General features: G+C 34.3%; 22 protein-coding genes and 1 pseudogene. 17 read left to right on the top strand and 6 right to left on the bottom strand.

The features are described 5' to 3' along the window. Positions 1 to 39 precede the first annotated feature (39 nt). Entirely contained in the window at positions 40 to 852 is an 813-nt protein-coding gene (cysZ, locus tag H3U96_RS10600) for a sulfate transporter CysZ (RefSeq protein WP_086360991.1), read from the top strand. Between the two features lie 5 nt (positions 853 to 857). On the opposite strand, the gene H3U96_RS10595 is transcribed toward cysZ, so the two are convergent. The 3 genes from H3U96_RS10595 to H3U96_RS10585 form a co-directional block, all read right to left on the bottom strand. Beyond that, complete coding sequence (locus H3U96_RS10595) at positions 858 to 1,043, bottom strand: YpfN family protein (RefSeq protein ID WP_065614259.1); 186 nt, start codon at positions 1,041 to 1,043, stop codon at positions 858 to 860. Positions 1,044 to 1,146: 103 nt separating this feature from the next. Then, a complete protein-coding gene (gene dapE / locus H3U96_RS10590) occupies positions 1,147 to 2,286 on the bottom strand; it encodes a succinyl-diaminopimelate desuccinylase (RefSeq protein WP_198196572.1) in 1,140 nt (379 codons plus the stop codon). A gap of 13 nt (positions 2,287 to 2,299) precedes the next feature. Next, on the bottom strand, positions 2,300 to 2,656 hold the full coding sequence (locus H3U96_RS10585; protein WP_086360987.1) for an ArsC family reductase: 357 nt from the start codon (positions 2,654 to 2,656) through the stop codon (positions 2,300 to 2,302). A 420-nt stretch (positions 2,657 to 3,076) separates the two neighbouring features. On the opposite strand from H3U96_RS10585, the gene alr reads away from it, so the two are divergent. Further along, positions 3,077 to 4,162 (top strand): alanine racemase, encoded by a 1,086-nt coding sequence (gene alr / locus H3U96_RS10580; RefSeq protein WP_198196571.1) that lies wholly within the window; start codon positions 3,077 to 3,079, stop codon positions 4,160 to 4,162. A gap of 3 nt (positions 4,163 to 4,165) precedes the next feature. Then, complete coding sequence (mltG, locus tag H3U96_RS10575) at positions 4,166 to 5,185, top strand: endolytic transglycosylase MltG (protein ID WP_198196570.1); 1,020 nt, start codon at positions 4,166 to 4,168, stop codon at positions 5,183 to 5,185. Between the two features lie 53 nt (positions 5,186 to 5,238). On the opposite strand, the gene H3U96_RS11475 is transcribed toward mltG, so the two are convergent. Both H3U96_RS11475 and ampD read right to left on the bottom strand, forming a co-directional pair. Beyond that, positions 5,239 to 5,553, bottom strand: a complete 315-nt coding sequence (locus H3U96_RS11475; RefSeq protein WP_370545651.1) for a YqcC family protein — start codon at positions 5,551 to 5,553, stop codon at positions 5,239 to 5,241. Between the two features lie 24 nt (positions 5,554 to 5,577). Further along, positions 5,578 to 6,111 (bottom strand): annotated as a pseudogene (gene ampD / locus H3U96_RS11470) (1,6-anhydro-N-acetylmuramyl-L-alanine amidase AmpD); the annotation flags it as partial. A 185-nt stretch (positions 6,112 to 6,296) separates the two neighbouring features. Here ampD and ppdD point away from each other — a divergent pair. The 5 genes from ppdD (at position 6,297) to H3U96_RS10545 (ending at position 11,162) form a co-directional block, all read left to right on the top strand. Next, positions 6,297 to 6,728 carry a prepilin peptidase-dependent pilin gene (ppdD, locus tag H3U96_RS10565; RefSeq protein WP_065578216.1) on the top strand — a complete coding sequence of 144 codons (432 nt, stop codon included), beginning with the start codon at positions 6,297 to 6,299 and terminating at the stop codon, positions 6,726 to 6,728. A gap of 34 nt (positions 6,729 to 6,762) precedes the next feature. After that, positions 6,763 to 7,869: an ATPase, T2SS/T4P/T4SS family gene (locus tag H3U96_RS10560; RefSeq protein ID WP_198196568.1), complete on the top strand. Its 1,107-nt coding sequence runs from the start codon at positions 6,763 to 6,765 to the stop codon at positions 7,867 to 7,869. A gap of 21 nt (positions 7,870 to 7,890) precedes the next feature. After that, positions 7,891 to 9,066, top strand: coding sequence for a type II secretion system F family protein (locus H3U96_RS10555; RefSeq protein ID WP_086354046.1), 1,176 nt, complete (start codon positions 7,891 to 7,893; stop codon positions 9,064 to 9,066). After that, positions 9,066 to 9,809, top strand: coding sequence for an A24 family peptidase (locus H3U96_RS10550; RefSeq protein WP_198196567.1), 744 nt, complete (start codon positions 9,066 to 9,068; stop codon positions 9,807 to 9,809). Before H3U96_RS10555 ends, H3U96_RS10550 begins: the two co-directional genes overlap by 1 nt. A 186-nt stretch (positions 9,810 to 9,995) precedes the next feature. Further along, positions 9,996 to 11,162, top strand: a complete 1,167-nt coding sequence (locus tag H3U96_RS10545) for a M20 aminoacylase family protein (protein WP_065651647.1) — start codon at positions 9,996 to 9,998, stop codon at positions 11,160 to 11,162. A gap of 73 nt (positions 11,163 to 11,235) precedes the next feature. Here H3U96_RS10545 and ygfZ read toward each other — a convergent pair whose 3' ends face one another. Then, on the bottom strand, positions 11,236 to 12,111 hold the full coding sequence (gene ygfZ / locus H3U96_RS10540) for a tRNA-modifying protein YgfZ (protein WP_198196566.1): 876 nt from the start codon (positions 12,109 to 12,111) through the stop codon (positions 11,236 to 11,238). Between the two features lie 314 nt (positions 12,112 to 12,425). On the opposite strand from ygfZ, the gene ilvI reads away from it, so the two are divergent. The 9 genes from ilvI to H3U96_RS10495 all read left to right on the top strand — a co-directional run bounded on the left by ilvI (position 12,426) and on the right by H3U96_RS10495 (position 23,014). Then, positions 12,426 to 14,144 carry an acetolactate synthase 3 large subunit gene (gene ilvI / locus H3U96_RS10535; RefSeq protein ID WP_065614246.1) on the top strand — a complete coding sequence of 573 codons (1,719 nt, stop codon included), beginning with the start codon at positions 12,426 to 12,428 and terminating at the stop codon, positions 14,142 to 14,144. Further along, positions 14,144 to 14,638 carry an acetolactate synthase small subunit gene (gene ilvN / locus H3U96_RS10530; protein ID WP_065578222.1) on the top strand — a complete coding sequence of 165 codons (495 nt, stop codon included), beginning with the start codon at positions 14,144 to 14,146 and terminating at the stop codon, positions 14,636 to 14,638. Before ilvI ends, ilvN begins: the two co-directional genes overlap by 1 nt. Before the next feature lie 178 nt (positions 14,639 to 14,816). Further along, the gene (deoD, locus tag H3U96_RS10525) at positions 14,817 to 15,524 is read left to right on the top strand and encodes a purine-nucleoside phosphorylase (RefSeq protein ID WP_065578223.1); all 708 of its coding nucleotides are present in this window, start codon (positions 14,817 to 14,819) and stop codon (positions 15,522 to 15,524) included. Positions 15,525 to 15,556: 32 nt separating this feature from the next. Continuing rightward, a complete protein-coding gene (tsgA, locus tag H3U96_RS10520) occupies positions 15,557 to 16,717 on the top strand; it encodes an MFS transporter TsgA (RefSeq protein WP_198196565.1) in 1,161 nt (386 codons plus the stop codon). A gap of 128 nt (positions 16,718 to 16,845) precedes the next feature. Beyond that, positions 16,846 to 17,538 carry a Crp/Fnr family transcriptional regulator gene (locus tag H3U96_RS10515; RefSeq protein WP_065578225.1) on the top strand — a complete coding sequence of 231 codons (693 nt, stop codon included), beginning with the start codon at positions 16,846 to 16,848 and terminating at the stop codon, positions 17,536 to 17,538. Between the two features lie 280 nt (positions 17,539 to 17,818). Continuing rightward, positions 17,819 to 19,450, top strand: coding sequence for a glutamine hydrolyzing CTP synthase (gene pyrG / locus H3U96_RS10510; RefSeq protein ID WP_110453559.1), 1,632 nt, complete (start codon positions 17,819 to 17,821; stop codon positions 19,448 to 19,450). A gap of 54 nt (positions 19,451 to 19,504) precedes the next feature. Further along, positions 19,505 to 20,806, top strand: coding sequence for a phosphopyruvate hydratase (eno, locus tag H3U96_RS10505; RefSeq protein ID WP_065578227.1), 1,302 nt, complete (start codon positions 19,505 to 19,507; stop codon positions 20,804 to 20,806). 272 nt (positions 20,807 to 21,078) lie between these two features. After that, positions 21,079 to 22,005: a VirK/YbjX family protein gene (locus H3U96_RS10500; RefSeq protein ID WP_198196564.1), complete on the top strand. Its 927-nt coding sequence runs from the start codon at positions 21,079 to 21,081 to the stop codon at positions 22,003 to 22,005. Positions 22,006 to 22,105: 100 nt separating this feature from the next. Continuing rightward, complete coding sequence (locus H3U96_RS10495; RefSeq protein ID WP_198196562.1) at positions 22,106 to 23,014, top strand: lysine exporter LysO family protein; 909 nt, start codon at positions 22,106 to 22,108, stop codon at positions 23,012 to 23,014. The last annotated feature ends 1 nt before the right edge of the window (position 23,015 follow it).

Below are 23,015 nucleotides of genomic sequence, written 5' to 3'. Positions count from 1 at the left end.
GCCAAATTAAAGTAAAAGGAATAAATTGTGACAACACCTATGTTAGAACAACAATCGAATCATCAATATTCAAATCCTAACCAAAGTCGAAAACCAAAAAGTGGTATTGAATATTTTTTTGAAGGATGGATATTAGCATTTAGCCCAGGCCTAAAACGGTTTGTCTTCTTACCATTACTTGCTAATATCATTATTATGTCGGCACTTTTTTATTGGTTTTTTGTCTCAATTACTGGCATGGTAGACTGGGGTTTATCATTTTTGCCTAGTTGGCTACATTGGTTAGGTTATATTATCAGTTTTATTGTGATTTTGACCTTGGCGATCTTATTTTGTTATTTTTTTAGTACTATCACTAACATTATTGCAGCTCCTTTTAATGGCTTGCTTGCTGAGCAGGTTGAAGCACAATTAACCGGAATTCCGGCACCTGATACTTCATGGATCAGTTTGATTAAAGATCTGCCACGAATTTTAAAACGGGAATTACAAAAGTTAGCTAATTATTTATTGTGGGCGATTCCCATTTTACTTAGCTACTTTATTCCTGTCATAGGCCAATCGGTTACCCCAGTAGTTTGGTTTTTATTTACCGCATGGCAGATCAATATTCAATATGCTGATTATGCATTTGATAATCATAAGGTATCTTTTTTACGTATGCGCCAATTATTAAAACAACATCGAGGGGATAATTTATTATTTGGCATTTTAATTAGCTTTTTTACCATGGTGCCGTTATTTAATTTAATTATTATGCCAATTGCGGTTTGTGGTGCGACAGCAATGTGGGTAGATCGTTATCGTCACCAAGCTGTTTTTGCTAGTCAAAGTAATGATTTTCGACAATAGATAAACTAATTTTGCTTAGGTTGAGATGGCCAGTCGTCATCTTCATCATCACTATATGGGATAGGTTTTATCCCTTTCTTTTTTTCTAAATAATGTTTATAGCTCAGTTTATTTAGTGCTTTAATGGTATTAATAAAAATTCCAATCAACACGATAATAATTAGCCACCAGTAATCTTTAAGCCATTCCATTACTATCTCCTTAGCATTATAGGTTTAGTACTAATTAGTTGATATGCGTGTATTGTCATTCAGATTCACGCAACACGCAAATATCAATTAACTGAGCAAATATTTAAGCAAGTAACAATTTTTCTAAAATATCGATATAAATAGCTTGTAATGTAATGATATCTTGGCAATTAACATTTTCATTTACTTTATGAATGGTTTTGTTGATTACACCAAATTCAATAACTTGACATCCCAATTTAGCAATAAAACGGCCATCAGAAGTACCGCCACTGGTTGATAGTTTGGTATCAATCTTTGTAAATGCTTTAATGGCACTAGCTGTTGCATCGGTCAGTTCACCTTGGGGGGTTAAAAACGGTTGTCCAGACAATCGCCAGTTCAAGGTATAGTTTAAGTTGTGTCTTTGTAAAATAGCATCGACTTTTGACTTAATCATCTCATCGGTCAACTCACTACTATAACGGAAGTTGAATTGAACAGATAACTCACCAGGCACTACATTTTCAGCACCAGTTCCACCATTAATGTTAGCCACTTGCATCGTGGTTTGAGGGAAATATTGATTACCATTATCCCATACTGTTGCGACTAGCTCATTTAGTGCTGGTGCAAATCTATGCACTGAATTATCTGCAAGATGAGGATAAGCAACATGGCCTTGAATACCATGCACGACTAAATTTGCCGTTAAAGAACCTCGTCGACCATTTTTAATTTGATCGCCGAATACACTATCACTTGATGGTTCACCGACAATACAATAGTCAATATGTTCTTGGCGTTTTATCAATAAATCAACTACTTTAACAGTACCATCACTGGCATCAGCTTCTTCGTCTGAAGTAATTAAGAAAGCGACTCGTCCGGCATGATCAGGATATTTTTTGACAAATGATTCAGCAGCACAAACCATAGCAGCTACACCACTTTTCATATCTGCAGCTCCACGACCATAGAGTATGCCATTTTCATCAATAGTAGGTTCAAAAGGAGGGTAGTTCCATTTACTTTCATCACCAGCTGGTACAACATCAGTATGACCAGCAAACATCAGGGTTTTTCCTGCTAAATCACCATGATAGGCCCATAGGTTTTTAGTATTGCCGATATTGACTTCTTCAATAACAAAACCGAGTGGTTTTAAGCGTTCGATAATTATTTGTTGGCAATTTTTGTCATCAGGGCTTATTGATTTTTCAGCAATCAATGCTTTGGTTAGGGCAATAACGGGTTCAGTCATGGTGATCTCGATTTTATTGTTGAAGTTTAACAAATTCTGAATAGCTTGCTTCAGAAAAGCCTAATAATGCTCGTTTACCATCGATAAGCAATGGTCGTTTTAAAATTGATGGGTTGGCTAACATAACTTTAATTGCAGCATCTTGATTATCAATTTGATTACGTAGTGCTTCATCCAATTTACGCCAAGTTGTACCTCGAGTATTTAGTAAACTTTGCCAATCAACTAATTTTAATAAATCGTTTAATAATTCTGCTGATAAGCCATCAGTTTTATAATTATGAAATTGATAATTAACTTGATGCTCATCAAGCCAAGTAAACGCTTTTTTCATGGTATTACAATTTTTAATGCCATAAATAATATACATAGCTATATACCTAAAAAGAGATATAAAAAATTGATTATAACAGCTAATCATAAAAGACGGCAAACAAGGGGGCTGTAGAGATTAATTTAATATTCAACTAACCCAACAACAATTGAAATTTTTATACAAATGGCAAAGAGGGAATTGTTTGCCAATTATCATGGAAAATTTTATAGAAAGTATAAAACAACAGTTACCAAAAAATTAGTTTATAACTTTTATCAAAATTTTGTGGAGTAAAATTTTTGGCTGAAAATTATTGTTATTTAACAAAATACTAACTAGCATTATTACTAAATGAGTTTTTTATAATTATTTTATTTATTCAGACAAAATCTTGTAAATTACTGATTTTTTATTTGTGATTATTGATAACTAATTTTACAATAGAAACTTAATTTATATGTTAGGTTATATAAAATGTCTATTGCTGTTGTAGAAGTGAATTGTAAATCGATTCTACATAATATTGAATTTTTTAGGAAAAAATCTCCAAATAGCACTTTAATGGCTGTAGTCAAAGCAAATGCTTATGGCCACGGTATGGAAGGTGTAGCTAAGTTAGTTGAAGATAGGGTTGACTGTTTTGGCGTTGCGCGTATTTCTGAAGCCATAGCGTTACGACAATCCGGTATTCGAAGTTCTATTGTACTTTTAGAAGGCTTTTTTCCTCACGATGAAATTAATGATTTACTGGATTTTAATCTACAACCAGTTATTCATTCTAGTTGGCAAATTGATGTATTAAATACCATTCCCTTTGCAAACGAAATCACAGCTTGGTTTAAAATTGATACAGGCATGCACCGTTTAGGTTTTCATCTTGATGAAGCAGTGACAGAATTTAATCGATTGGCCGACTGCAATGTTATTCGTCATCCAATCAATATTATTAGCCATTTTAGTAGCGCTGATGAATTAAGCTCAACACAAACCAATAAACAAATGGCATTGTTTGATGAGTTTATTCATTTACTTGATGCTAATTTGGTGGGTAGTCAGCAATCAATAGCTGCATCTGGCGGTATACTTGCTTGGCCTAATTCTCATCGTAATATGATTCGACTAGGTATTGCTTTATATGGAGTTTCACCATTTACTGATCAGGTCGCAGATATCGAACCAGTTATGACACTTAAATCAGAGTTAATTACGGTTCGTAAACACCTAAAAGGACAATCGGTCGGTTATGGACAAACTTGGACTAGTGAAAGTGATACCACTTTAGGCGTTGTTGCAATGGGATATGGTGATGGTTATCCACGAGGTATTCCCGCTAATACCCCTGTAAGTATTAATGGTCGAATTGTACCTATTGTCGGTCGCGTTTCAATGGATATGATTGTGGTAGACTTAGGACAACATAGCCAAGATAAACCGGGTGATGAAGTTATTTTTTGGGGCAAAGAGTTACCCGTTGAACAAATTGCCGAGCATACAGGGATTAGTGCTTATGAGTTATTAACGCGCTTAACATCACGCGCAAAAATTCGTTATAAAGATTAAGTTATGATTAAAAAATTATTTGTGTACACGTTACTGACGTTAGTTTTAATTGTCGGTGGTTCATTAGGTATTGGTTACTATTTTTTACAGAAATTTTCACAACAACATATGAATATCACTACAGATAATCAAATGTTTGTATTAAAAAAAGGAACCTCATTACATCAATTAGTTGAGCAAGTAAAGACTAGTAATTTGATGCAACAAGCTTACTTGCTTCCGTATTTATATAAACTCGATCCATCATTAAGCTCCATAAAAGCAGGTACTTATCAATTACATCCTCATATGACCGTTGAAGAATTTTTAAAGTTACTTGTATCGGGTAAAGAAAGCAGTTTTTATGTACAATTTGTTGAAGGAAAGCGTGCTAAAGATTGGTTAAATGTGCTTAGTAATACGCCTTATATTCAGCAAACATTAACAGGTAAGTCTCATGATGAAATTGCTAAGTTGTTAGGTATTGATGGCCCATTAGAAGGTTGGTTATCACCTGATACTTATCAATATACTGCAGATAGTCTTGATATCAATATTTTGAAACGGGCATATTTAACTATGAAGACTAATCTACAAAAAGTATGGGATAATCGCGATAGTGATCTACCTTATAAATCCCCTTATGAATTGTTGATTATTGCTTCAATTATTGAAAAAGAAACAGGTATCAGTTCTGAACGTGCGAACGTTGCCTCTGTTTTTGTTAACCGTCTAAAAGCAAATATGAAGTTACAAACTGATCCAACCATTATTTACGGTTTAGGTGAGAATTATACTGGCGCAATTAGGCGTATTGATTTGACTGATACCAATAATCCTTATAATACCTATGTAATTGAAGGATTACCACCGACACCGATTGCGATGCCTAGTTTGGCTTCGCTTGAGGCAGCGGCTCATCCGGCAAAAACCAAATATCTGTTTTTTGTTGCTAATGGAACCGGTGGGCATACATTCAGTAGTACTTATAGCAACCATCAACAAGCAGTGAATGAATATCGTCGACTAACGAATAATAATTAATTTATTCAATACTACAGCCACACTTTGTGGCTGTTTTTTTAGCTAAAATACTTTCAATCATCCATTCTTTGGTTAGTTGATAATTCATCAAGTTCCTTTATCAACTTTAATAAGCCATCAACATCCATTTCTTGCTGTTTAAATGCTTCTTCAAAATAAGGATGAAGGGCAAATTTTGGTAATTCAGCATTAGCATCGATTAATGCTTGCATTCGTGGGATAAATATCCACTGTAACCATTCATAGGGTTGCATGGTATCAAGCGCAAATGGCTGTTCACTCAAAAACGCCTCAGCTGCTGGAGGCGAAGGTTGCCAAAGTGTCAATCTTTGTAATTCATCTTTAATCAATCTTAATTGATTAGTCATTAAATCTATTTGTTTATGATGATTAATTAGTGATCGGTAATACTGCCAATCAAAATAAGGTCCAGGATCTGTTTTCCTTGTTGGGGCAATATCACTATGGCCAGTAATATGTTTAATTGGATAGGTTTGTTGTAATAATTTGGTTACTATGGCCAGTTGCTGATATTGTATTTCGGTAAAGTCCTCAGTATCACAACCTTCCATTTCAATACCAATTGAGAAATCATTACAATTTTCCTTGCCTGCAAAGATAGATTTGCCTGCATGCCAAGCCCGTTTATCAAAAGGGACAAATTGAATAATTTCACCATCACGTCTTATGAACAAATGGCTTGATACTTGTAATTGATAAATTTCAGCAAAATAGGGGTGTGCGTTTGGGTCTAGTTTACCTGTAAAGAGTTGTTCGACATAAGGACCGCCATATTGCTTAGGTGGTAGGCTAATATTATGAATAACCAGTAATGAGATGGGTTGATCTTCTGGACGGTCATTATAATAAGGCGATTTTATTTGCTTAATATTTTTAATCCAACCATCAACAATTTTTAAAGGCATAATAGCTCCGATACATTTAGATTTGCTATAAATTTCGATCTGTTTCACAATTTTAATTACCACTGTGATGATTGTGGTGATCATTTTGTATTTCAAGTTCTAAAATTTTCTCTATATATTATTTCATTTTTTAAATTAGCTATAAAGTCACACTATCAAACAATTATTTGATTTGTGAGGCTGTTATGCAATACCAATCTGGATTTACTCTATTTGAATTAATGATCGCTATTGTCGTGATAGCAATTTTAACTGCTATCGGTTTACCTGCTTATCAAGGTTATATAAAAAAAGCAGCCTTAACCGATATGCTGCAATCAATGACTGCATATAAAACAGCCATTGAAATTTGTGCTATAGAGCAAGGCGCTTTAAGCAAATGTAGTAGTGGTAATAACGGTGTGCCAACGACTAGAACGACCAATTATGTGACTTCAATTAATGTCACGAATGGGATAATAAATTTAGTCGGTAAAAGCGCTTTATCAAGTCTAACTGTAACCTTAACACCTACTTTGAATGCTAATTTAGGTAATTTAGATTGGTCACGTACATGTCTAACAAATCCACCAGAGCCAACTTTAGTTACAGCTTGTGAAGATATTTTTAAATTTTAATTGTGATTAATATCGTATAAATAGGATAACCGCTATGCAAGAAGAGAATCTCGTCGAAAGCCTAGACAAATTATTGCTTTCAGCATTGGATAAGCGGGCATCAGATATTCATTTTGAGCCTTATCAAAATCATTATCGAATTCGCATGAGAATTGATGGCGTTTTGCAAAATATGCTAACACCGCCGTTAATGTTAGCTAAACAGATAGCAGCTAGACTAAAGGTTATGGCTAATTTAAATATTGCTCAACAACGGCTACCGCAAGATGGTCAACTGGTGATTAATAATTATGCAATGCGCATAGCTACTTTACCTGTCATTAATGGTGAAAAGATTGTATTACGGGTTATGGATAATCATAACTCAGAATTGAGCATCGATGATTTAGGATTAACAGGGGAAGATCTATTAACCTTTAAACAAATATTAGATTATCCACAAGGCTTGATTTTGGTAACAGGACCGACTGGCAGTGGTAAAACTATGACGTTATATAGTGCTTTAAAACGATTAAATAAACCCAAATGTAATATTTGTAGTGTTGAAGATCCGATCGAAATTCCATTAGATGGTATTAATCAAACAGCAGTTAATCTTAAGGCTGGTTTAAGTTTTTCTGTGATATTACGAGCCTTTTTGCGTCAAGACCCGGATGTGATGATGATTGGTGAAATTCGTGATCCTGAAACGGCTGAGATTGCCATTCAAGCAGCGCAAACGGGGCATTTAGTGTTATCAACTCTACATACTAATTCTAGTATTGAGGCTATCATTCGTTTAAATCAAATGGGGATTAAAAATTACTTGTTATCATCCAGTTTAAAACTAGTTATTGCGCAGCGATTAGTTCGTAAATTGTGCCAACATTGTAAAATGGTAGCCAGTGAGCTTACGTTGATAAATAACGAACCGTCACCACATTTTATCGCCATGGGTTGTGAAAAATGTGTGGGTGGTTATTTAGGGCGGATAGGCTTATATGAACTGTTAATTATCACACCACAAGTACAACAACAGATTTTAACCAATCAACCGATTGTCTCGCAAAATATGGTATCACTTAGGCAAGTAGGCAATAAACTCGTTCAACAAGGCATTACTACGCTAGCGGAATTGAATCGTGTTTTAGGTAATAATTGAGTGATAGTTTGGAGATAATGCATGAAGCGACTCTATTATTGGTATGATATTAACTTTCATCAAAATAAAATTATCGCCATATCTAAGCAAGATGTGCGAAGAAAATTGTTATTAGAAGGCCAACTTGCGATTAAAATTAGTTCCGGTAACTTAATTACCTCACAAAGTTTTAAACTTAGTGAACTGCTTATTATAACTAAACAGTTAGCTACAATGTTAAAAGCCGGATTATCAATTGTAGAGAGTTTACGATTACTGATTGATGATCAACCTAAAGCGCAATGGCAATATCTGTTAACCGATATTAGTCAGAAAATAACCAAAGGTGAATCACTATCGATTGCATTAAAACAGCACCATTCAGTATTTTCAGAACTTTATTGTGAAATTATTGCCATTGGTGAATTGACGGGAAGATTAGAACAGAGTTTTGAACAATTAACTTATCACCTAGAAAGATCATTATCAATACAAAATCAGATTAAAAAGGCGCTGCGTTATCCACTTTTTTTATTATTTGTATCGGTGATAGTGATTATGGTTATGATATTTATTGTCCTGCCAAAATTTGCCGACATTTATCAGAGCTTTGATGCAGAGTTACCCTATTTTACGCAATTAGTGATTGATGTAGCTAATAATGTTAGACAAGATGGGTTATTTATATTATTAGCTATTACGTTATGTTATTTGTTTTTTCATTATGTTGTTAAAGTACGTTATCAACTTATTATGGATAAGCATAAATTACAGCTCCCTTTAATTGGTCAAATAATCCAATCTCAATGTCTGATGCAAATTTTTCATACATTAGCAATAACTCAACAAGCAGGTATCCCACTTTTGACAGGATTAACCGCCTCGTCTAAAACTATAAGTAATTTTTATTACCGTAATATCATCAAGCAAATTATGACGGGGATTGAACAGGGGAATAGCTTTAGTCAAATGTTAGCTAGCTATCCAGCTTTACCGAAGCTTTGTGTGCAACTAGTTCATGCCGGTGAAGAGTCTGGTTCATTAGATATTATGTTGGATAATATTACTCTTTACTATCAACAACAAAACCAAACCTTAACTGATAATCTAGTCAAAGCATTTGAACCTTCATTAATGCTAATTTTAGCTACAATAATCGGCAGTTTGATTATTGCGATATATTTGCCGATATTCCAAATGGCGGACGTGATCAGCTAATGGCTATACTCTTTTTTTGCGTCGGACTTGCTATTGGTAGTTTTTTGCGAGTCGCTTATTATCGTTACTCACCTACGCAGTCTTTATATGAATATCTGTTCGCTATTACTATTCCTCGTTCTTCATGCCAAAATTGTCATCACAAACTTAGTGCTTGGCAGTTAATTCCTATATTGTCATGGTTGATGTTAAAAAGACGTTGTTATTATTGTTACCATAAAATAACCAATAGCTATGCTATTTTTGAACTAACTATAGCAATATTATTTTTGCTGATTTATTTGGATAAGGGGCTAAATTTTAGATGTGCTTTACTTATGTTACTTGCAGTTATTTTCTTGTTATTAGCACTAATTGATATTAACTACTACTTATTGCCAGATTTTTTAACTCAACCATTAATGTGGGGTGGGTTGATAATGGCTTACTTTAATCTATCTTCACTTACTATCAACGATGCTTTAGTAGGTATTTTGTTCGGCTATTTAATGCTTAAATTACCAGCAATCATCTTTTTTTGTATAACAAGTAAACAGGGATTAGGTGGTGGTGATATAAAGTTAATTGCTGCTTTAGGTGCGTGGTTACCTTACCAGTTATTACCGTTAATGTTAATCATTGCATCGACGTTGGCTATCATCTATTACATTTTCTCAAAATATCTATTTAAAAAAAGCTATCAATTAATCGCTTTTGGTCCCTTTTTATTAATCTCAGGGTATTTTATTCTCTACTTAAACTGAACAATTTTCTTGTTTCTATCTTAAATGATTTTAATTAGTTATTTTTTGATTCTATTGTCAAATTTTGCTTATAACTAAAAATGATAAGGTTAGTAAAAATCGTTATTTATATTCATTTTCAATAAACGTTATAGTGCAATTAACTCTTTCAGATTTGTAGTTAAGTAATTAATTAAGGAATGATCAATGACGAATATTATTGCCAACAGCATTAACGCATTAAAAGATGAAATGACCGAATGGCGTCATTATATTCATGCTCATCCAGAAACTGCTTTTGAAGAAAAACAAACTACCGAGTTTATTATCGAAAAATTAAAATCGTTTGGTATCACTGAACTATACACAGAATTTGCACCAACAGGGGTGGTAGGCATTATTCATGGTAAAAATAATGGTCGAACTATTGCATTACGAGCGGATATTGATGCATTAGATATTATTGAAGAAAATGATATTGATTACTGTTCAACCATTCATGGCAAAATGCATGCCTGTGGACATGATGGACATACGGCAACTTTATTAGGTGTAGCAAAATATTTAAGCGTTCATCGAGATTTTTCTGGCACAGTTGTGGTTATTTTCCAACCTGCTGAAGAAAACGAAGGTGGCGGCAGAGTCATGGTCGAAAATGGTTTATTTGATAAATTTCCCATCGAAGCTGTTTATGGTATGCATAATCAACCTAATCTAGCATTAAACCATTTTTTAATTAATCATGGTGCAGTGATGGCATCTTATGATGTTTTTGAAATCAAAATAACCGGGGTGGGTGCCCATGCAGCTGCACCACATTTAGGGAAAGAAACGATTTTAACTGCCACCACAATTGTCAATAGTTTACAGACGATTGTTAGTCGTAATCTAAATCCAATTGATTCATTGGTTATTAGTGTGACACAAATTCACAGTGGCGATACTTGGAATGTACTGCCTCAACATGCTGTGATTCGCGGTACTGTTAGAGCCTTGAATACTGAAGATCAAAATTTAGCAGAAGAGCGCATTAAACATATTTCGACAGGTATTGCTTTAACCTTCAATACCAGAGCAGAGGTCGATTATCAGCGACGTTATCCAGCAACTATTAATCACGCTAAACAAGCTGATATTGCCATTAAAGCTGCACAAAAAATTGTTGGCGACGATAAGATTATTGTGGATTCACCACCAACGATGGGATCAGAAGATTTTGCCTTTATGTTGCAAAAAATACCTGGCGCTTATATTAAAATTGGTGCAGGTGAAGGCACAAATGTTCACAATCCTTCATATAATTTTAATGATGAAATTCTGACAACTGGTGCGCGCTATTTTATCGAAATTGTATATCAAGAATTAGGACAGTAAATTTTAATCAGCTGGAATAGGTTTATTCCAGCTAAATTAATATTATTTGTTCTAAACCATTTATACGTTCAATTTAGAAATTCAACAGACTATCTACTTGTCCTTTAACACGGAAATTTGTTTCAATATCAATGCCATTGGCTAACACGACTTGCACATAGATTTGATTATCTTGTTCAAGTTTTAATGCAGCTAATACTTGACCACCTTCTCGCCAATTTCCATCAAGTTCATATTCAAGCTTGTCACCAATTATTGGCAAAGTCTTGCTTTTTCCAACCAACAGATAAAGTCCACGATTATTTGCGCCGCGAAATTGAGCTCTAGCTACCATCTCTTGTCCACAATAACAGCCTTTATCAAAACTAATGGCATTATAATGTTGTAAGTTACAAGCCTGTGGTAAAAGACTTTCAATATTTGGCTCATCAATAATGGCATAACCTGCTTCTAAATCGAGTTTTAACCAATGATCAGCAGATTGTAAGTCGGCTGGTAATGGTTCACTTGATACTTTTATTACTCGAATTTCAGGTAATGGAATTTTGATATAAGTTACATCTCCCCTCGTGATACAACTATTATCACCTAATTCTGCAATAATCGATTGTTCAATGGCATTATTTTCTAAGCCAATTAGGTTAAGATCAGTAACTGGTTCAACTGTCACTTTTGAAAAAACGGCAAATTTTTTAAGAGCGGCAATTTGTTTTTCGGCAACTGTTTTTCGCACAATATAAAAAATATCTGCACCTCGTTGAAATAATATTAAATTACTCCACATCCAGCCTTTTGCATCACAGTGGGCTGCAAATAGTGCTGTATATTCATTAAGATGATTAATATCAGCAGTCACTTGTCCTTGTAAAAATGTACGATTGTCAATACCTGATACTTTGACTAATTGCCAATCAGATAGGGAAGTTGGTTTACAATAAGAATTGTTCATTAAAAACACCTTTTTAATATAAAGGACTCAAGTACAAAATAAGTAGCATAAGTTATGCATAAAAAACAAACAAAAAATAGTAAATAATTGTTAATAAATCACTAGGATATTATTTATAATCAATTAAAAAATTGATATTAATCCAATTAAAATCGATTAATTGAATATTTACAAGTTATTTCTTTCAAAAATGAGGCCTAGTATCCAAAAAAGATAAGTATATCGCACATATTATTGACTTTATTGATTTTCTGTATTAGTTCATGCAAAATAAATCAAAAATGACAAATAAGTTATAAATGGAGGCAACAACCATGGCAAAACTGTCAGGCGCAGAAATGGTCATTCAGTCACTGATTGATCAAGGAGTTAAGCAGATATTTGGTTATCCAGGTGGTAGTGTTCTGGATATCTATGATGCAATTCATACCTTAGGTGGTATTGAGCATATTTTAGTTCGTCATGAGCAAGCTGCAGTACATATGGCTGATGGTTATGCCAGAGCAACAGGTGATGTTGGTGTGGTACTTGTTACTTCAGGCCCCGGGGCAACTAATACTATTACTGGTATTGCAACAGCCTATATGGATTCAGTGCCATTAGTAATTTTATCTGGCCAAGTTGCGAGTAATTTAATTGGTAATGATGCCTTCCAAGAGTGTGATATGGTTGGGATTTCACGCCCAATTGTTAAACATAGTTTTTTAATCAAAGATAGTAAAGATATTCCAGAAACGATTAAAAAAGCGTTTTATATTGCTTCTACTGGTCGCCCAGGTCCAGTTGTTATTGATTTGCCGAAAGATATAGTTAATCCAGCTAACAAATATAATTATAATTATCCAAAGTCAGTAACAATGCGATCTTATAATCCAACGACTCAAGGACATAAAGGGCAAATTAAAAAAGCATTAACTACCTTATTAGCAGCTAAAAAACCTGTGTTATACATTGGTGGTGGGGTAATTAGTGCTGACGCTAGCAATGTGGTTAAATCACTAGCAGATAAACTCAATCTGCCTGTGACTTCAACGTTAATGGGGATTAGTGCTTTTCCCGGAACAGATAAAAAATATTTAGGCATGATTGGTATGCATGGTGTCTATGAAGCTAATATGGCAATGCATAATGCAGATGTTATTTTTGCAATAGGTGCTCGTTTTGATGATAGAACTACTAACAATGTTGAAAAATATTGTCCAAAAGCCAAAATTATTCATATTGATATTGATCCAACGTCTATATCCAAAACTGTTTCTGCAACTATACCTGTAGTAGGTGATGCAAAACAAGTTGTTGAAACCATGTTAACACAACTTGAAGATCTTAGTACTGAACGTGACCTAGATGCTTTAGTTGATTGGTGGAAGCAGATTGAGCATTGGCGAGCTCGCAAATGTCTTGCTTATAGCCATGAAGGTGAAAGTATCAAGCCACAAGAAGCGATTGAAGTTTTATATAAGCTGACCAAAGGTGATGCTTATATTGCTACTGATGTTGGTCAACATCAAATGTTTACTGCGCTCTATTATCCCTTTGACAAACCTCGTCATTTTATTACTTCTGGTGGTCTGGGTACCATGGGCTTTGGTTTACCTGCTGCATTGGGTGTTAAACTTGCATTCCCTAAGAAGCATGTAGTTTGTGTAACAGGTGATGGTAGTATTCAAATGAATATTCAAGAGCTTTCAACAGCCTTGCAATATGGTTTACCTGTAATTGTATTAAACCTTAACAACCGTTTTTTAGGCATGGTTAAGCAATGGCAAGATATGATTTATGCTGGTCGTCATTCATCATCTTATATGGAGTCATTACCTGATTTTGCCAAGATTGCCGAAGCTTATGGTCATGTTGGGATGGTAATTAATAAACGAGAAGATCTGGAACCTAAGCTTAAAAAAGCGCTAGCTATAAAAGATCGTTTAGTTTTTATTGATGTCATGACTGATGCGACAGAACATGTTTATCCAATGCAAATTCGCGGTGGGGCAATGAATGAGATGTGGCTTAGTAAAACGGAGAGAACCTAATGCGTTATATATTATCAATTTTAACTGAAAATGAACCTGGTGCATTATCAAGAATTATCGGTTTATTTTCACAGCGTGGGTTTAATATTGAATCCATTACTACCGCACAAACTGAAGATCCAACAATGAGTCGAATGACGATTCAAACATCTGGTGATGAACATGTGCTTGAACAGATCCAAAAACAATTACATAAGTTGGTCAATGTTTATCGTGTTAATGACCTTACAGAGGGGCCACATGTTGAACGTGAAATAATGTTAGTTAAAGTTGCAGCTAAAAGCTCTGATGCACGTGATGAAGTTAAACGTTGTGCTGATATTTTTAGAGGTTCGATTGTTGATGTGACGGCAACACATTATATTGTCCAATTATCAGGTACTAGTGAAAAATTAGAATCATTTCTATCCTCTATTCGCGAAACTTGTAATATAGTAGAAATTGTTCGCTCTGGTATTATTGGTTTATCACGCAGTGAAAAAACGGTCAAATAAGTTATCATCTAAATAAAATGAAAAGCGCGCTAGGCGCTTTTTTTATAAATGAAAAAGTAATCATCAAATAATTTCCTAAAAATGAGGTATAACGCATCAGGTTCGGACTTATGTCCTAGTTGAAACAAAAATATCTTTATTATAATTGGAGCAATTTATTTATTATTTAGGAAATATTATGACTGCACATATTAATGCTAATCCCAATGACTTTGCTCAAACCGTTATCATGCCCGGCGATCCTTTACGCGCAAAATTTATTGCAGAAAATTACTTAACCGATGTTAAAGAGGTTTGTAATGTACGTAATATGCTAGGATATACTGGATTGTATGAGGGCGTTGCGGTGTCAGTAATGGGGCATGGCATGGGGATTCCATCAATAACCCTTTATGCGCATGAATTAATTAATGACTTTAATGTTAAACGTATTATCCGAGTGGGTTCTTTAGGTGCCACACAGCAAAGCGTTAAAATGCGTGATGTCATATTAGCCGTGGCTGCAGGGACGGATTCAATGACTAATCAAAAAAGAGCGAATGGTTATAATATTGCCACATCTGCGACATTCTCGTTATTACATCGTGCCTATGAAATGGCTAATACTATGGATTTACCAGTTAAAGTAGGTAATGTGTTTAGTGGCGATCTTTATTATGACCCTGATGAAACGTTGATTAGCACATTAGAAAAATCAGGGGTACTAGGAATTGATATGGAAGTTGCTGGTTTATATGGAATTGCGCAACAGTTTAATGTCGAATCGTTAGCCATTTTAACGGTTTCAGACCATTGTTTAACTGGTGAAGAGACAACGGCGGAAGAAAGGCAAATGACATTTAATAATATGATCAAACTTGCTTTAAACGTGGCTATTAAATCTTAATTGGTTATTTATTGCCTTTTTCGGATGGAAATATGAAAAATAAATTATCGCTCACACTTATTAGTTTTTTAGCTAACTTTATTATGGCTGGTTTTGCCTCTCAGTTTGGTATGCTAATAGAACCAATAGCGCAAAATTTTAATGCAGATGTAAACCGTGTCGCATTCATTTTTTCTTTATTAAATGGTGGGGCTTTAATAGGAACTATTTTGGCTTTCTTTTTAATCGATATTATTGGGATTAAACGAATTACCTTACTTAGTTATACAATTATTGTTATTAGTTCCTTTATTTTATATATCACCAACTCGCTAATAATACTTGAAGTTTGTATGACTTTGATAGGATTGTGTGGTGGAATAGGGTTGTGTATCGCGGGTACTATTGTGGTATCGACTTGGCAAGATAAGATACAAAGTACAATGTTAGTGGTACAAGATGCTACATTTAATATTGCTGGCATCATTTTCCCGCTAATCACTACCTATGCTTTAACTCATAATCTATCTTGGGCTAGTAGCTATTTAACGGTTGGAATAGTTGCAGTATTGATGTTAATCATTATTTTATTTACTAATTTCGATTTAATTAATCAGCCTAAAGCAAAACAAGAGAAGCATCAGCGATCTGAATGGAACTTTGGTATTTTATCTTCTGGTTTCGGTTTATTTTTGGCGATGTTAGCGTTATATACGTTTTTAACTTGGGCTCCTCTATTTGTTAGCCAAAAATTTTTAATTTCGTTTGAAGATGCAGGCAACATTATTACTCAATATTGGACAGCAGCCTTAATCGGAGCATTAGTTTCGACGGCGATTGTAACGCGAGTTAAAATTGAGCACTTTTTTATTTCAATCATTTTATTAGCCTTCATAATGACACTGATGATCGTCAATACTGAAAATATTGATTATATTGGTTACTATACTTATGGATATGGATTTGTATGCTCTGCTTTATATAACGCTTTTGTGGCTTATGGCGTGACCTTTGTAAAAAAAGCATCAAGTAAAAATGTTTCATTCATTTTAATTAGTGGTAGTGCTGGGGCTATGTTTAGTCCAGCTATAAGCTCGAAATTATATAACTATTTGGGTATTCAAATTATCATGAATGCGATACCTATACTTTATGCTGTTATTATTGTTATGTTGGTGATTTCAATTCTTTTAAAGAAAAGGGTCAATAATTAAAAATAATAGATTAGATTGAAATGGCATATCTTTTATTATTATTGACTATAATTGTACCAAATTAGAAAAAGATAACGCTGTAGATCATTAAGTATCTATACGTTATCCAATATTAATGTGTGAGTGATATGCAATTAAAATCATTAAATAAAGGTCGTTTTAGTCATTATTGGCAAGATAATAATAAGTTGTTTGCTTCAATTATTGAACAATGTATTGTTGAAAAAAAAATCGTAGATGAAAAAACTACGCTTTTTCGTCAAGGATGTAAAGTCGATAATTTAATTGTTGTTTATAATGGTACGATTTCAATACGTTATCAGGCCAATAATGGACGTCGATTTCATATAGGTACGGTAGATTGCGATGAGCATATATTTGGCGAAATGGAGTTCTTCACCAACTATCTATGTCAATTTGATATTATCGCCGAAGAAGCATTAACTATCGCTGTCGTTAGTATTGATAAATTATATCAATCATTACTTGAACATCCTAAATTAGCACTGTTTTTCGCTAGTGCTATCGCCTTTGATTATCAAGAAACCTTAGATATCTTCTTAAAAAGAACATTATATTCAATTTGTTACAACATTGCTTTTGATATGTATCAACATCACCTTAATATTCACCCGGTTAATAACTTTCAAAAAAACTATTTAGAAGCAGAACGTTTTGGCACTACTGACCGTGTTTATCGTCGTGCTGTTAATGAGTTAATTAACTTAGATATCGTACATAAAGTTGCAGGTAAATTAGAAATTAAAAATATCGATAACCTTAAAGAGTTTATCGAATTTAAGGGGAAATTCGCCAAGTAATTTAAATTATATCGTTAATCGCCAATAAAACGTTCTACTGAAAAAGATATCAAAAAAATATTAACTATATTGGGATTAATATTAGACGGATTATCTAAATAATAGATCTTATTTCATTAAGCAAAGTGAGTAACTTATCGATTAAACATAATTATTCAATTGTGAGCTAAGCCATATTCTGTTATACTATTTTCCCGTCTGATTCATCATATATTGCATGGGTTTTATCATTTAAACTGATGTGATATTGTTCAACTAAATTAATAATGGTCTGGTATTAATGGTCACGAATTATATTTTTGTTACAGGCGGTGTCGTTTCTTCTTTAGGTAAAGGCATTGCCGCAGCATCTCTAGCTGCAATTTTAGAAGCCCGCAATTTAAAAGTCACCATGCTAAAACTTGATCCCTATATCAACGTCGATCCGGGAACAATGAGCCCAATTCAACATGGTGAAGTTTTTGTGACTGAAGACGGTGCCGAAACTGATCTTGATTTGGGGCATTATGAGCGCTTTATTCGCACCAAAATGAGTCGAAAAAACAATTTTACCACTGGACGAATTTATTCTGATGTTTTACGTAAAGAACGTCGTGGTGATTATTTAGGCGCAACAGTCCAAGTTATTCCTCATATTACTAATGCGATAAAAGATCGTGTTATTGATGGTGCAAAAGGTTATGATGTTGCTATCGTTGAAGTTGGTGGTACTGTTGGTGACATTGAATCATTACCATTTTTAGAGGCAATTCGTCAACTAGCGGTTGATGTTGGTCGTGAACACACATTATTTATGCACTTAACATTAGTTCCTTATCTTGCATCATCTGGTGAAGTTAAAACAAAACCAACTCAACACTCAGTGAAAGAGTTATTATCAATTGGTATTCAACCTGACGTATTAATTTGTCGTTCAGATCGGGCTATTCCAGCTAACGAAAGAGCTAAAATTGCGCTATTTTGTAATGTGCCTGAACGTGCGGTAATTTCACTTAAAGATGTTGATTCGATTTACAAAATCCCTGCATTATTAAAATCACAAAATTTAGATACTTTTGTGTGCAATCGCTTCCATCTTGAATGTAAAGAAGCGGATCTATCTGAATGGGAACAAGTGATTTATGAAGAAGCCAACCCTGTTGGTGAAGTGACCATTGGTATGGTTGGTAAATATATTGCGTTACCTGATGCTTATAAATCAGTTAATGAAGCATTAAAACACGGTGGTTTAAAGAATCGTCTAACTGTACATATTCGTTATATTGATTCAGAAGATCTTGAATCGCGTGGTACTGAGTTATTACAAGGTTTAGATGCAATATTAATTCCTGGTGGCTTTGGCTATCGTGGCGTTGAAGGCAAAATTATGGCTGCACGTTATGCTCGTGAAAACAAGATCCCTTACCTAGGTATTTGTCTTGGTTTACAGGTGGCATTAATTGAATATGCTCGTAATGTTGCTGGCATAAAAGATGCTAATTCAACAGAGTTTGTTAAAGATTGCGCAAATCCAGTAATTGCATTAATTACTGAATGGAGCGATGAATCAGGAAAAGTGGTTCAACGCAGTGAAGATAGTGATCTTGGTGGTACTATGCGTTTAGGTTCTCAAATTTGTCATTTAGAGCCTGATTCATTAGTTGCAGGTATGTACAAAAAAGAATCGATTACCGAACGTCATCGCCATCGTTATGAAGTAAACAACAATTTATTACCAGAAGTGGTTAAAGCTGGATTAAAAGTAACAGGATTATCAACTGATAAAAAACTAGTAGAAATTATTGAAATTCCTGATCATCCATGGTTTGTTGCGTGTCAATTCCATCCGGAATTCACTTCAACACCACGTGATGGACATCCATTATTTAGTAGTTTTATTAAAGCTGCCAAAGATCATCAAGATCAGCAGTAAAAATAGTTTATATTTACATTATAGTTACATATCTGTCATATAGAGGAAAATAACATGGCAAAAATCGTTAAAGTACATGGTCGTGAAGTCATCGACTCTCGTGGTAACCCAACTGTTGAAGCTGAAGTTCATTTAGAAGGTGGTTTCGTTGGTCTTGCTATCGTTCCATCAGGAGCATCAACAGGTTCACGTGAAGCATTAGAACTTCGTGATGGTGACAAATCTCGCTTTTTAGGTAAAGGCGTACTTAAAGCTGTTGAAAACGTAAATGGCCCAATTGCTAAAGCAGTTGTTGGTAAAGATGCGTTAGATCAAGCAGCTATCGACCAAGTAATGCTTGACTTAGACGGTACTGATTTCAAATCAAACTTAGGTGCTAACTCAATTCTTGCTGTATCTTTAGCTACAGCTAAAGCAGCAGCAGCAGCTAAAGGTGTACCACTTTATCAACATATCGCTGATCTTAATGGTACTCCAGGTCAATACTCTATGCCATTACCAATGATGAACATCATCAATGGTGGTGAACATGCTGATAATAACATCGACTTACAAGAATTTATGATTCAACCAGTTGGTGCTAAAACAGTACGTGAAGCAATCCGTATGGGTTCTGAAGTATTCCACAATTTAGCAAAAGTACTTCACGCTAAAGGCATGAACACAGCTGTTGGTGATGAAGGTGGTTTTGCTCCTAACTTAGGTTCAAATGCTGAAGCATTAGCTTGCATCAAAGAAGCAGTTGAAAAAGCTGGTTATGTATTAGGTAAAGACATTACTTTAGCGATGGACTGTGCAGCTTCTGAATTCTATAACAAAGAAACTGGTAAATACGTATTAAAAGGTGAAGGTAATAAAGAGTTCACAGCTCAAGAATTTACTCACTATCTAGAAGGTTTAACTGAACAATATCCAATCGTATCTATCGAAGATGGTTTAGACGAAAGCGATTGGGAAGGTTGGGCATACCAAACTAAAGCATTAGGTAACAAAATCCAATTAGTTGGTGACGATCTATTTGTAACTAACACTAAAATCTTCAAACAAGGTATTGAGAAAGGTATCGCTAACTCAATCCTAGTTAAAGTTAACCAAATCGGTACATTAACTGAATCTATCGCAGCTGTTAAAATGGCGAAAGATGCGGGTTATACTGCGGTTATCTCTCACCGTTCAGGTGAAACTGAAGATTCAACTATCGCTGATTTAGCTGTTGGTTTAGCTGCTGGTCAAATCAAAACTGGTTCAATGAGCCGTTCTGATCGTGTTGCTAAATACAACCAATTAATCCGTATTGAAGAAGCTTTAGGTTCAAAAGCACCATTTAACGGTTTAAAAGAAGTTAAAGGTCAATAATTCGTTTTTATAAACGATGCCTTTTAATAAAACGGTGACTCAGATCACCGTTTTTTATTGCTTATTTTTATTGCTCAAGCGGTGACATAACACCATAAGGGTTGCGTTGCTTTGGGTTGTGTTGTACTCTTAGGCACTTACGTTAAATGGTGCCTTAAATTTGAAAATAATCATAAATATCTAATTGATAATTTATAATTTAACCACATATAACTCTTTTATATATTAACCAATACGAATACTTTTTTCTGCTTATGAATAATATTACGAATATGTCCCAGCCTAAAAGTAAATGGCAACTTTTTAACTGGCTTTGTTCAGGTAAATTACCACTTAACGAATTATGGCTTAAACCGACTTATCGTTATAAATTTTTTTTTCGAACTCTATTTTTAAGTCCTATTACGCTTAAATTATTAGACAAATTAAGACAATACAAGTTACTTGGTTACTATTTATCATGCCAAACTAATTTACCTTGTAAACTACAACGACCTTATTTAGCTTCTTGTTTGAGTCAACAAGAGCGGTACGAGGCATTAGCTTATCATTATGATTTTTTGGCTAATCGTCCTGATAGCATGACTAAAGCCTTTTATAACTTAGATACCCCCTTTGAATTGGCTAGTATTACAGCAAAAAATGAAGCCAATATAAAAATTGCGATTCAAGCACGTAATAAATATGCTCGGGAAGGGGAACTCAGTCTCTATTTTTATGATAATGACGGCATTGATTTAGCAACGTTAACTTTCACCATCGCTAAATATCAACAAAAGCCTACTCTTTTTATTTCCGGCTTACAAGGAACAGGGCATCATGAAGCTCGAACCCGAGTACAACAGGCAACAAAACAGTGCTATGGGCTTTTTCCTAAACGCGTGGCTGTTGAGGCAGCGTTAATTATTGCGAGTTATTTTCAACTTGAACAGATTATAGCGGTAGGTAATAAAACGCATGTCTACAACAACTGGCGTTATAACAGCCGACAAGAGAGAATCTTATCTGACTATAATGATTTTTGGTTAACCATTGACGGCAAACAAGACGAAAGATCGTTATTTATTTTACCAACACAAATTAACCGCAAATCACTTGAAGAGGTTGCCAGTAAAAAGCGTTCTGAGTATCGCAATCGTTATGCATTACTAGATGAGCTCAAGAACAATATTGAAACACAATTAGCATTATTAAAATAATCTTTTAATCTATCGCTTGCATTATATTGCAAGCTATATTAATCAAGATCCAAATCTATCTAATACTTTTAATATAAAAATGATAATTAAGGAATGAAATATGTATTTTGGTATTCTTATTGCTTTAGTACCGTTATGTTTAGGGTATTTGATTAGATTCAAAGAGCAAAAATGGATCGCTAAAATAAACCAAGTCCTAAGCTGGATGGTCTATTTTATCCTATTTATAATGGGAACCGAACTAGCTCATTTAGATAATCTCGCTGCTAATTTAAAAATTATCTTATTTTATACTGGTATTATTTTTATCTGCACTTTTGGCGGTAACTTTATTTTTTTAGCTATTGTTGATCTTTTTTTACCATGGCGTACTTCACATAATGATGCAACTTATCAATCACGATTTAAAATGATCTTGGAATCTTTGCGGGTCTGTATTGCATTGATAGCAGGATTTGTTGCAGGACTTTTTCCACTTTTTATTTGGCAATATAGTGAAGATATTACCAAAGTGGTTCTAGTATTTTTACTATTACTTATTGGTATTCAGTTACGTAGTAATAATATTTCGTTAAAACAGATTTTATTGAATAAAGTGGGTATTGCTACGGCCATTATTGTCATCCTAAGTACCTTTTTAGGTGGTATTATTGCCGCCTTGATATTGGCACAACCAGTACGAGTGGGGCTGGCAATGTCATCAGGATTTGGTTGGTATTCATTGTCAGGAATACTAATGACCGAAGCTCATGGTCCAATCATTGGTAGTGCTACTTTCTTAAATGACATTCTACGAGAATTATGTGCCATTATCTTAATTCCTACCTTAATCAAACGATATAAACTTACAGCACTAGGTTTATGTGGCGCAACTTCTATGGATTTTACCTTACCCATGCTACAAAAAGGTGCAGGTGTCAGCATCGTGCCTCCCGCAATCGTTCAAGGTTTCTTATTAACCTTAATCATGCCAATATTTATGACTCTGTTTAATTATGGTGGGATTTAAG

Source organism: Gilliamella sp. M0364, from assembly GCF_016100565.1.
Lineage (GTDB): Bacteria > Pseudomonadota > Gammaproteobacteria > Enterobacterales > Orbaceae > Gilliamella > Gilliamella apis.
Note: the sequence above shows the minus strand (reverse complement) of the source record. Positions and strands in the feature narration are given on the sequence as shown.

Bases quoted from the DNA above. Each gene is read 5' to 3' on its own strand.
- cysZ (WP_086360991.1), top strand. From the start codon at position 40: ATGTTAGAACAACAATCGAATCATCAATATTCAAATCCTAACCAAAGT.
- H3U96_RS10595 (WP_065614259.1), bottom strand. From the start codon at position 1,043: ATGGAATGGCTTAAAGATTACTGGTGGCTAATTATTATCGTGTTGATT.
- dapE (WP_198196572.1), bottom strand. From the start codon at position 2,286: ATGACTGAACCCGTTATTGCCCTAACCAAAGCATTGATTGCTGAAAAA.
- H3U96_RS10585 (WP_086360987.1), bottom strand. From the start codon at position 2,656: ATGTATATTATTTATGGCATTAAAAATTGTAATACCATGAAAAAAGCG.
- alr (WP_198196571.1), top strand. From the start codon at position 3,077: ATGTCTATTGCTGTTGTAGAAGTGAATTGTAAATCGATTCTACATAAT.
- mltG (WP_198196570.1), top strand. From the start codon at position 4,166: ATGATTAAAAAATTATTTGTGTACACGTTACTGACGTTAGTTTTAATT.
- H3U96_RS11475 (WP_370545651.1), bottom strand. From the start codon at position 5,553: ATGACTAATCAATTAAGATTGATTAAAGATGAATTACAAAGATTGACA.
- ppdD (WP_065578216.1), top strand. From the start codon at position 6,297: ATGCAATACCAATCTGGATTTACTCTATTTGAATTAATGATCGCTATT.
- H3U96_RS10560 (WP_198196568.1), top strand. From the start codon at position 6,763: ATGCAAGAAGAGAATCTCGTCGAAAGCCTAGACAAATTATTGCTTTCA.
- H3U96_RS10555 (WP_086354046.1), top strand. From the start codon at position 7,891: ATGAAGCGACTCTATTATTGGTATGATATTAACTTTCATCAAAATAAA.
- H3U96_RS10550 (WP_198196567.1), top strand. From the start codon at position 9,066: ATGGCTATACTCTTTTTTTGCGTCGGACTTGCTATTGGTAGTTTTTTG.
- H3U96_RS10545 (WP_065651647.1), top strand. From the start codon at position 9,996: ATGACGAATATTATTGCCAACAGCATTAACGCATTAAAAGATGAAATG.
- ygfZ (WP_198196566.1), bottom strand. From the start codon at position 12,111: ATGAACAATTCTTATTGTAAACCAACTTCCCTATCTGATTGGCAATTA.
- ilvI (WP_065614246.1), top strand. From the start codon at position 12,426: ATGGCAAAACTGTCAGGCGCAGAAATGGTCATTCAGTCACTGATTGAT.
- ilvN (WP_065578222.1), top strand. From the start codon at position 14,144: ATGCGTTATATATTATCAATTTTAACTGAAAATGAACCTGGTGCATTA.
- deoD (WP_065578223.1), top strand. From the start codon at position 14,817: ATGACTGCACATATTAATGCTAATCCCAATGACTTTGCTCAAACCGTT.
- tsgA (WP_198196565.1), top strand. From the start codon at position 15,557: ATGAAAAATAAATTATCGCTCACACTTATTAGTTTTTTAGCTAACTTT.
- H3U96_RS10515 (WP_065578225.1), top strand. From the start codon at position 16,846: ATGCAATTAAAATCATTAAATAAAGGTCGTTTTAGTCATTATTGGCAA.
- pyrG (WP_110453559.1), top strand. From the start codon at position 17,819: ATGGTCACGAATTATATTTTTGTTACAGGCGGTGTCGTTTCTTCTTTA.
- eno (WP_065578227.1), top strand. From the start codon at position 19,505: ATGGCAAAAATCGTTAAAGTACATGGTCGTGAAGTCATCGACTCTCGT.
- H3U96_RS10500 (WP_198196564.1), top strand. From the start codon at position 21,079: ATGTCCCAGCCTAAAAGTAAATGGCAACTTTTTAACTGGCTTTGTTCA.
- H3U96_RS10495 (WP_198196562.1), top strand. From the start codon at position 22,106: ATGTATTTTGGTATTCTTATTGCTTTAGTACCGTTATGTTTAGGGTAT.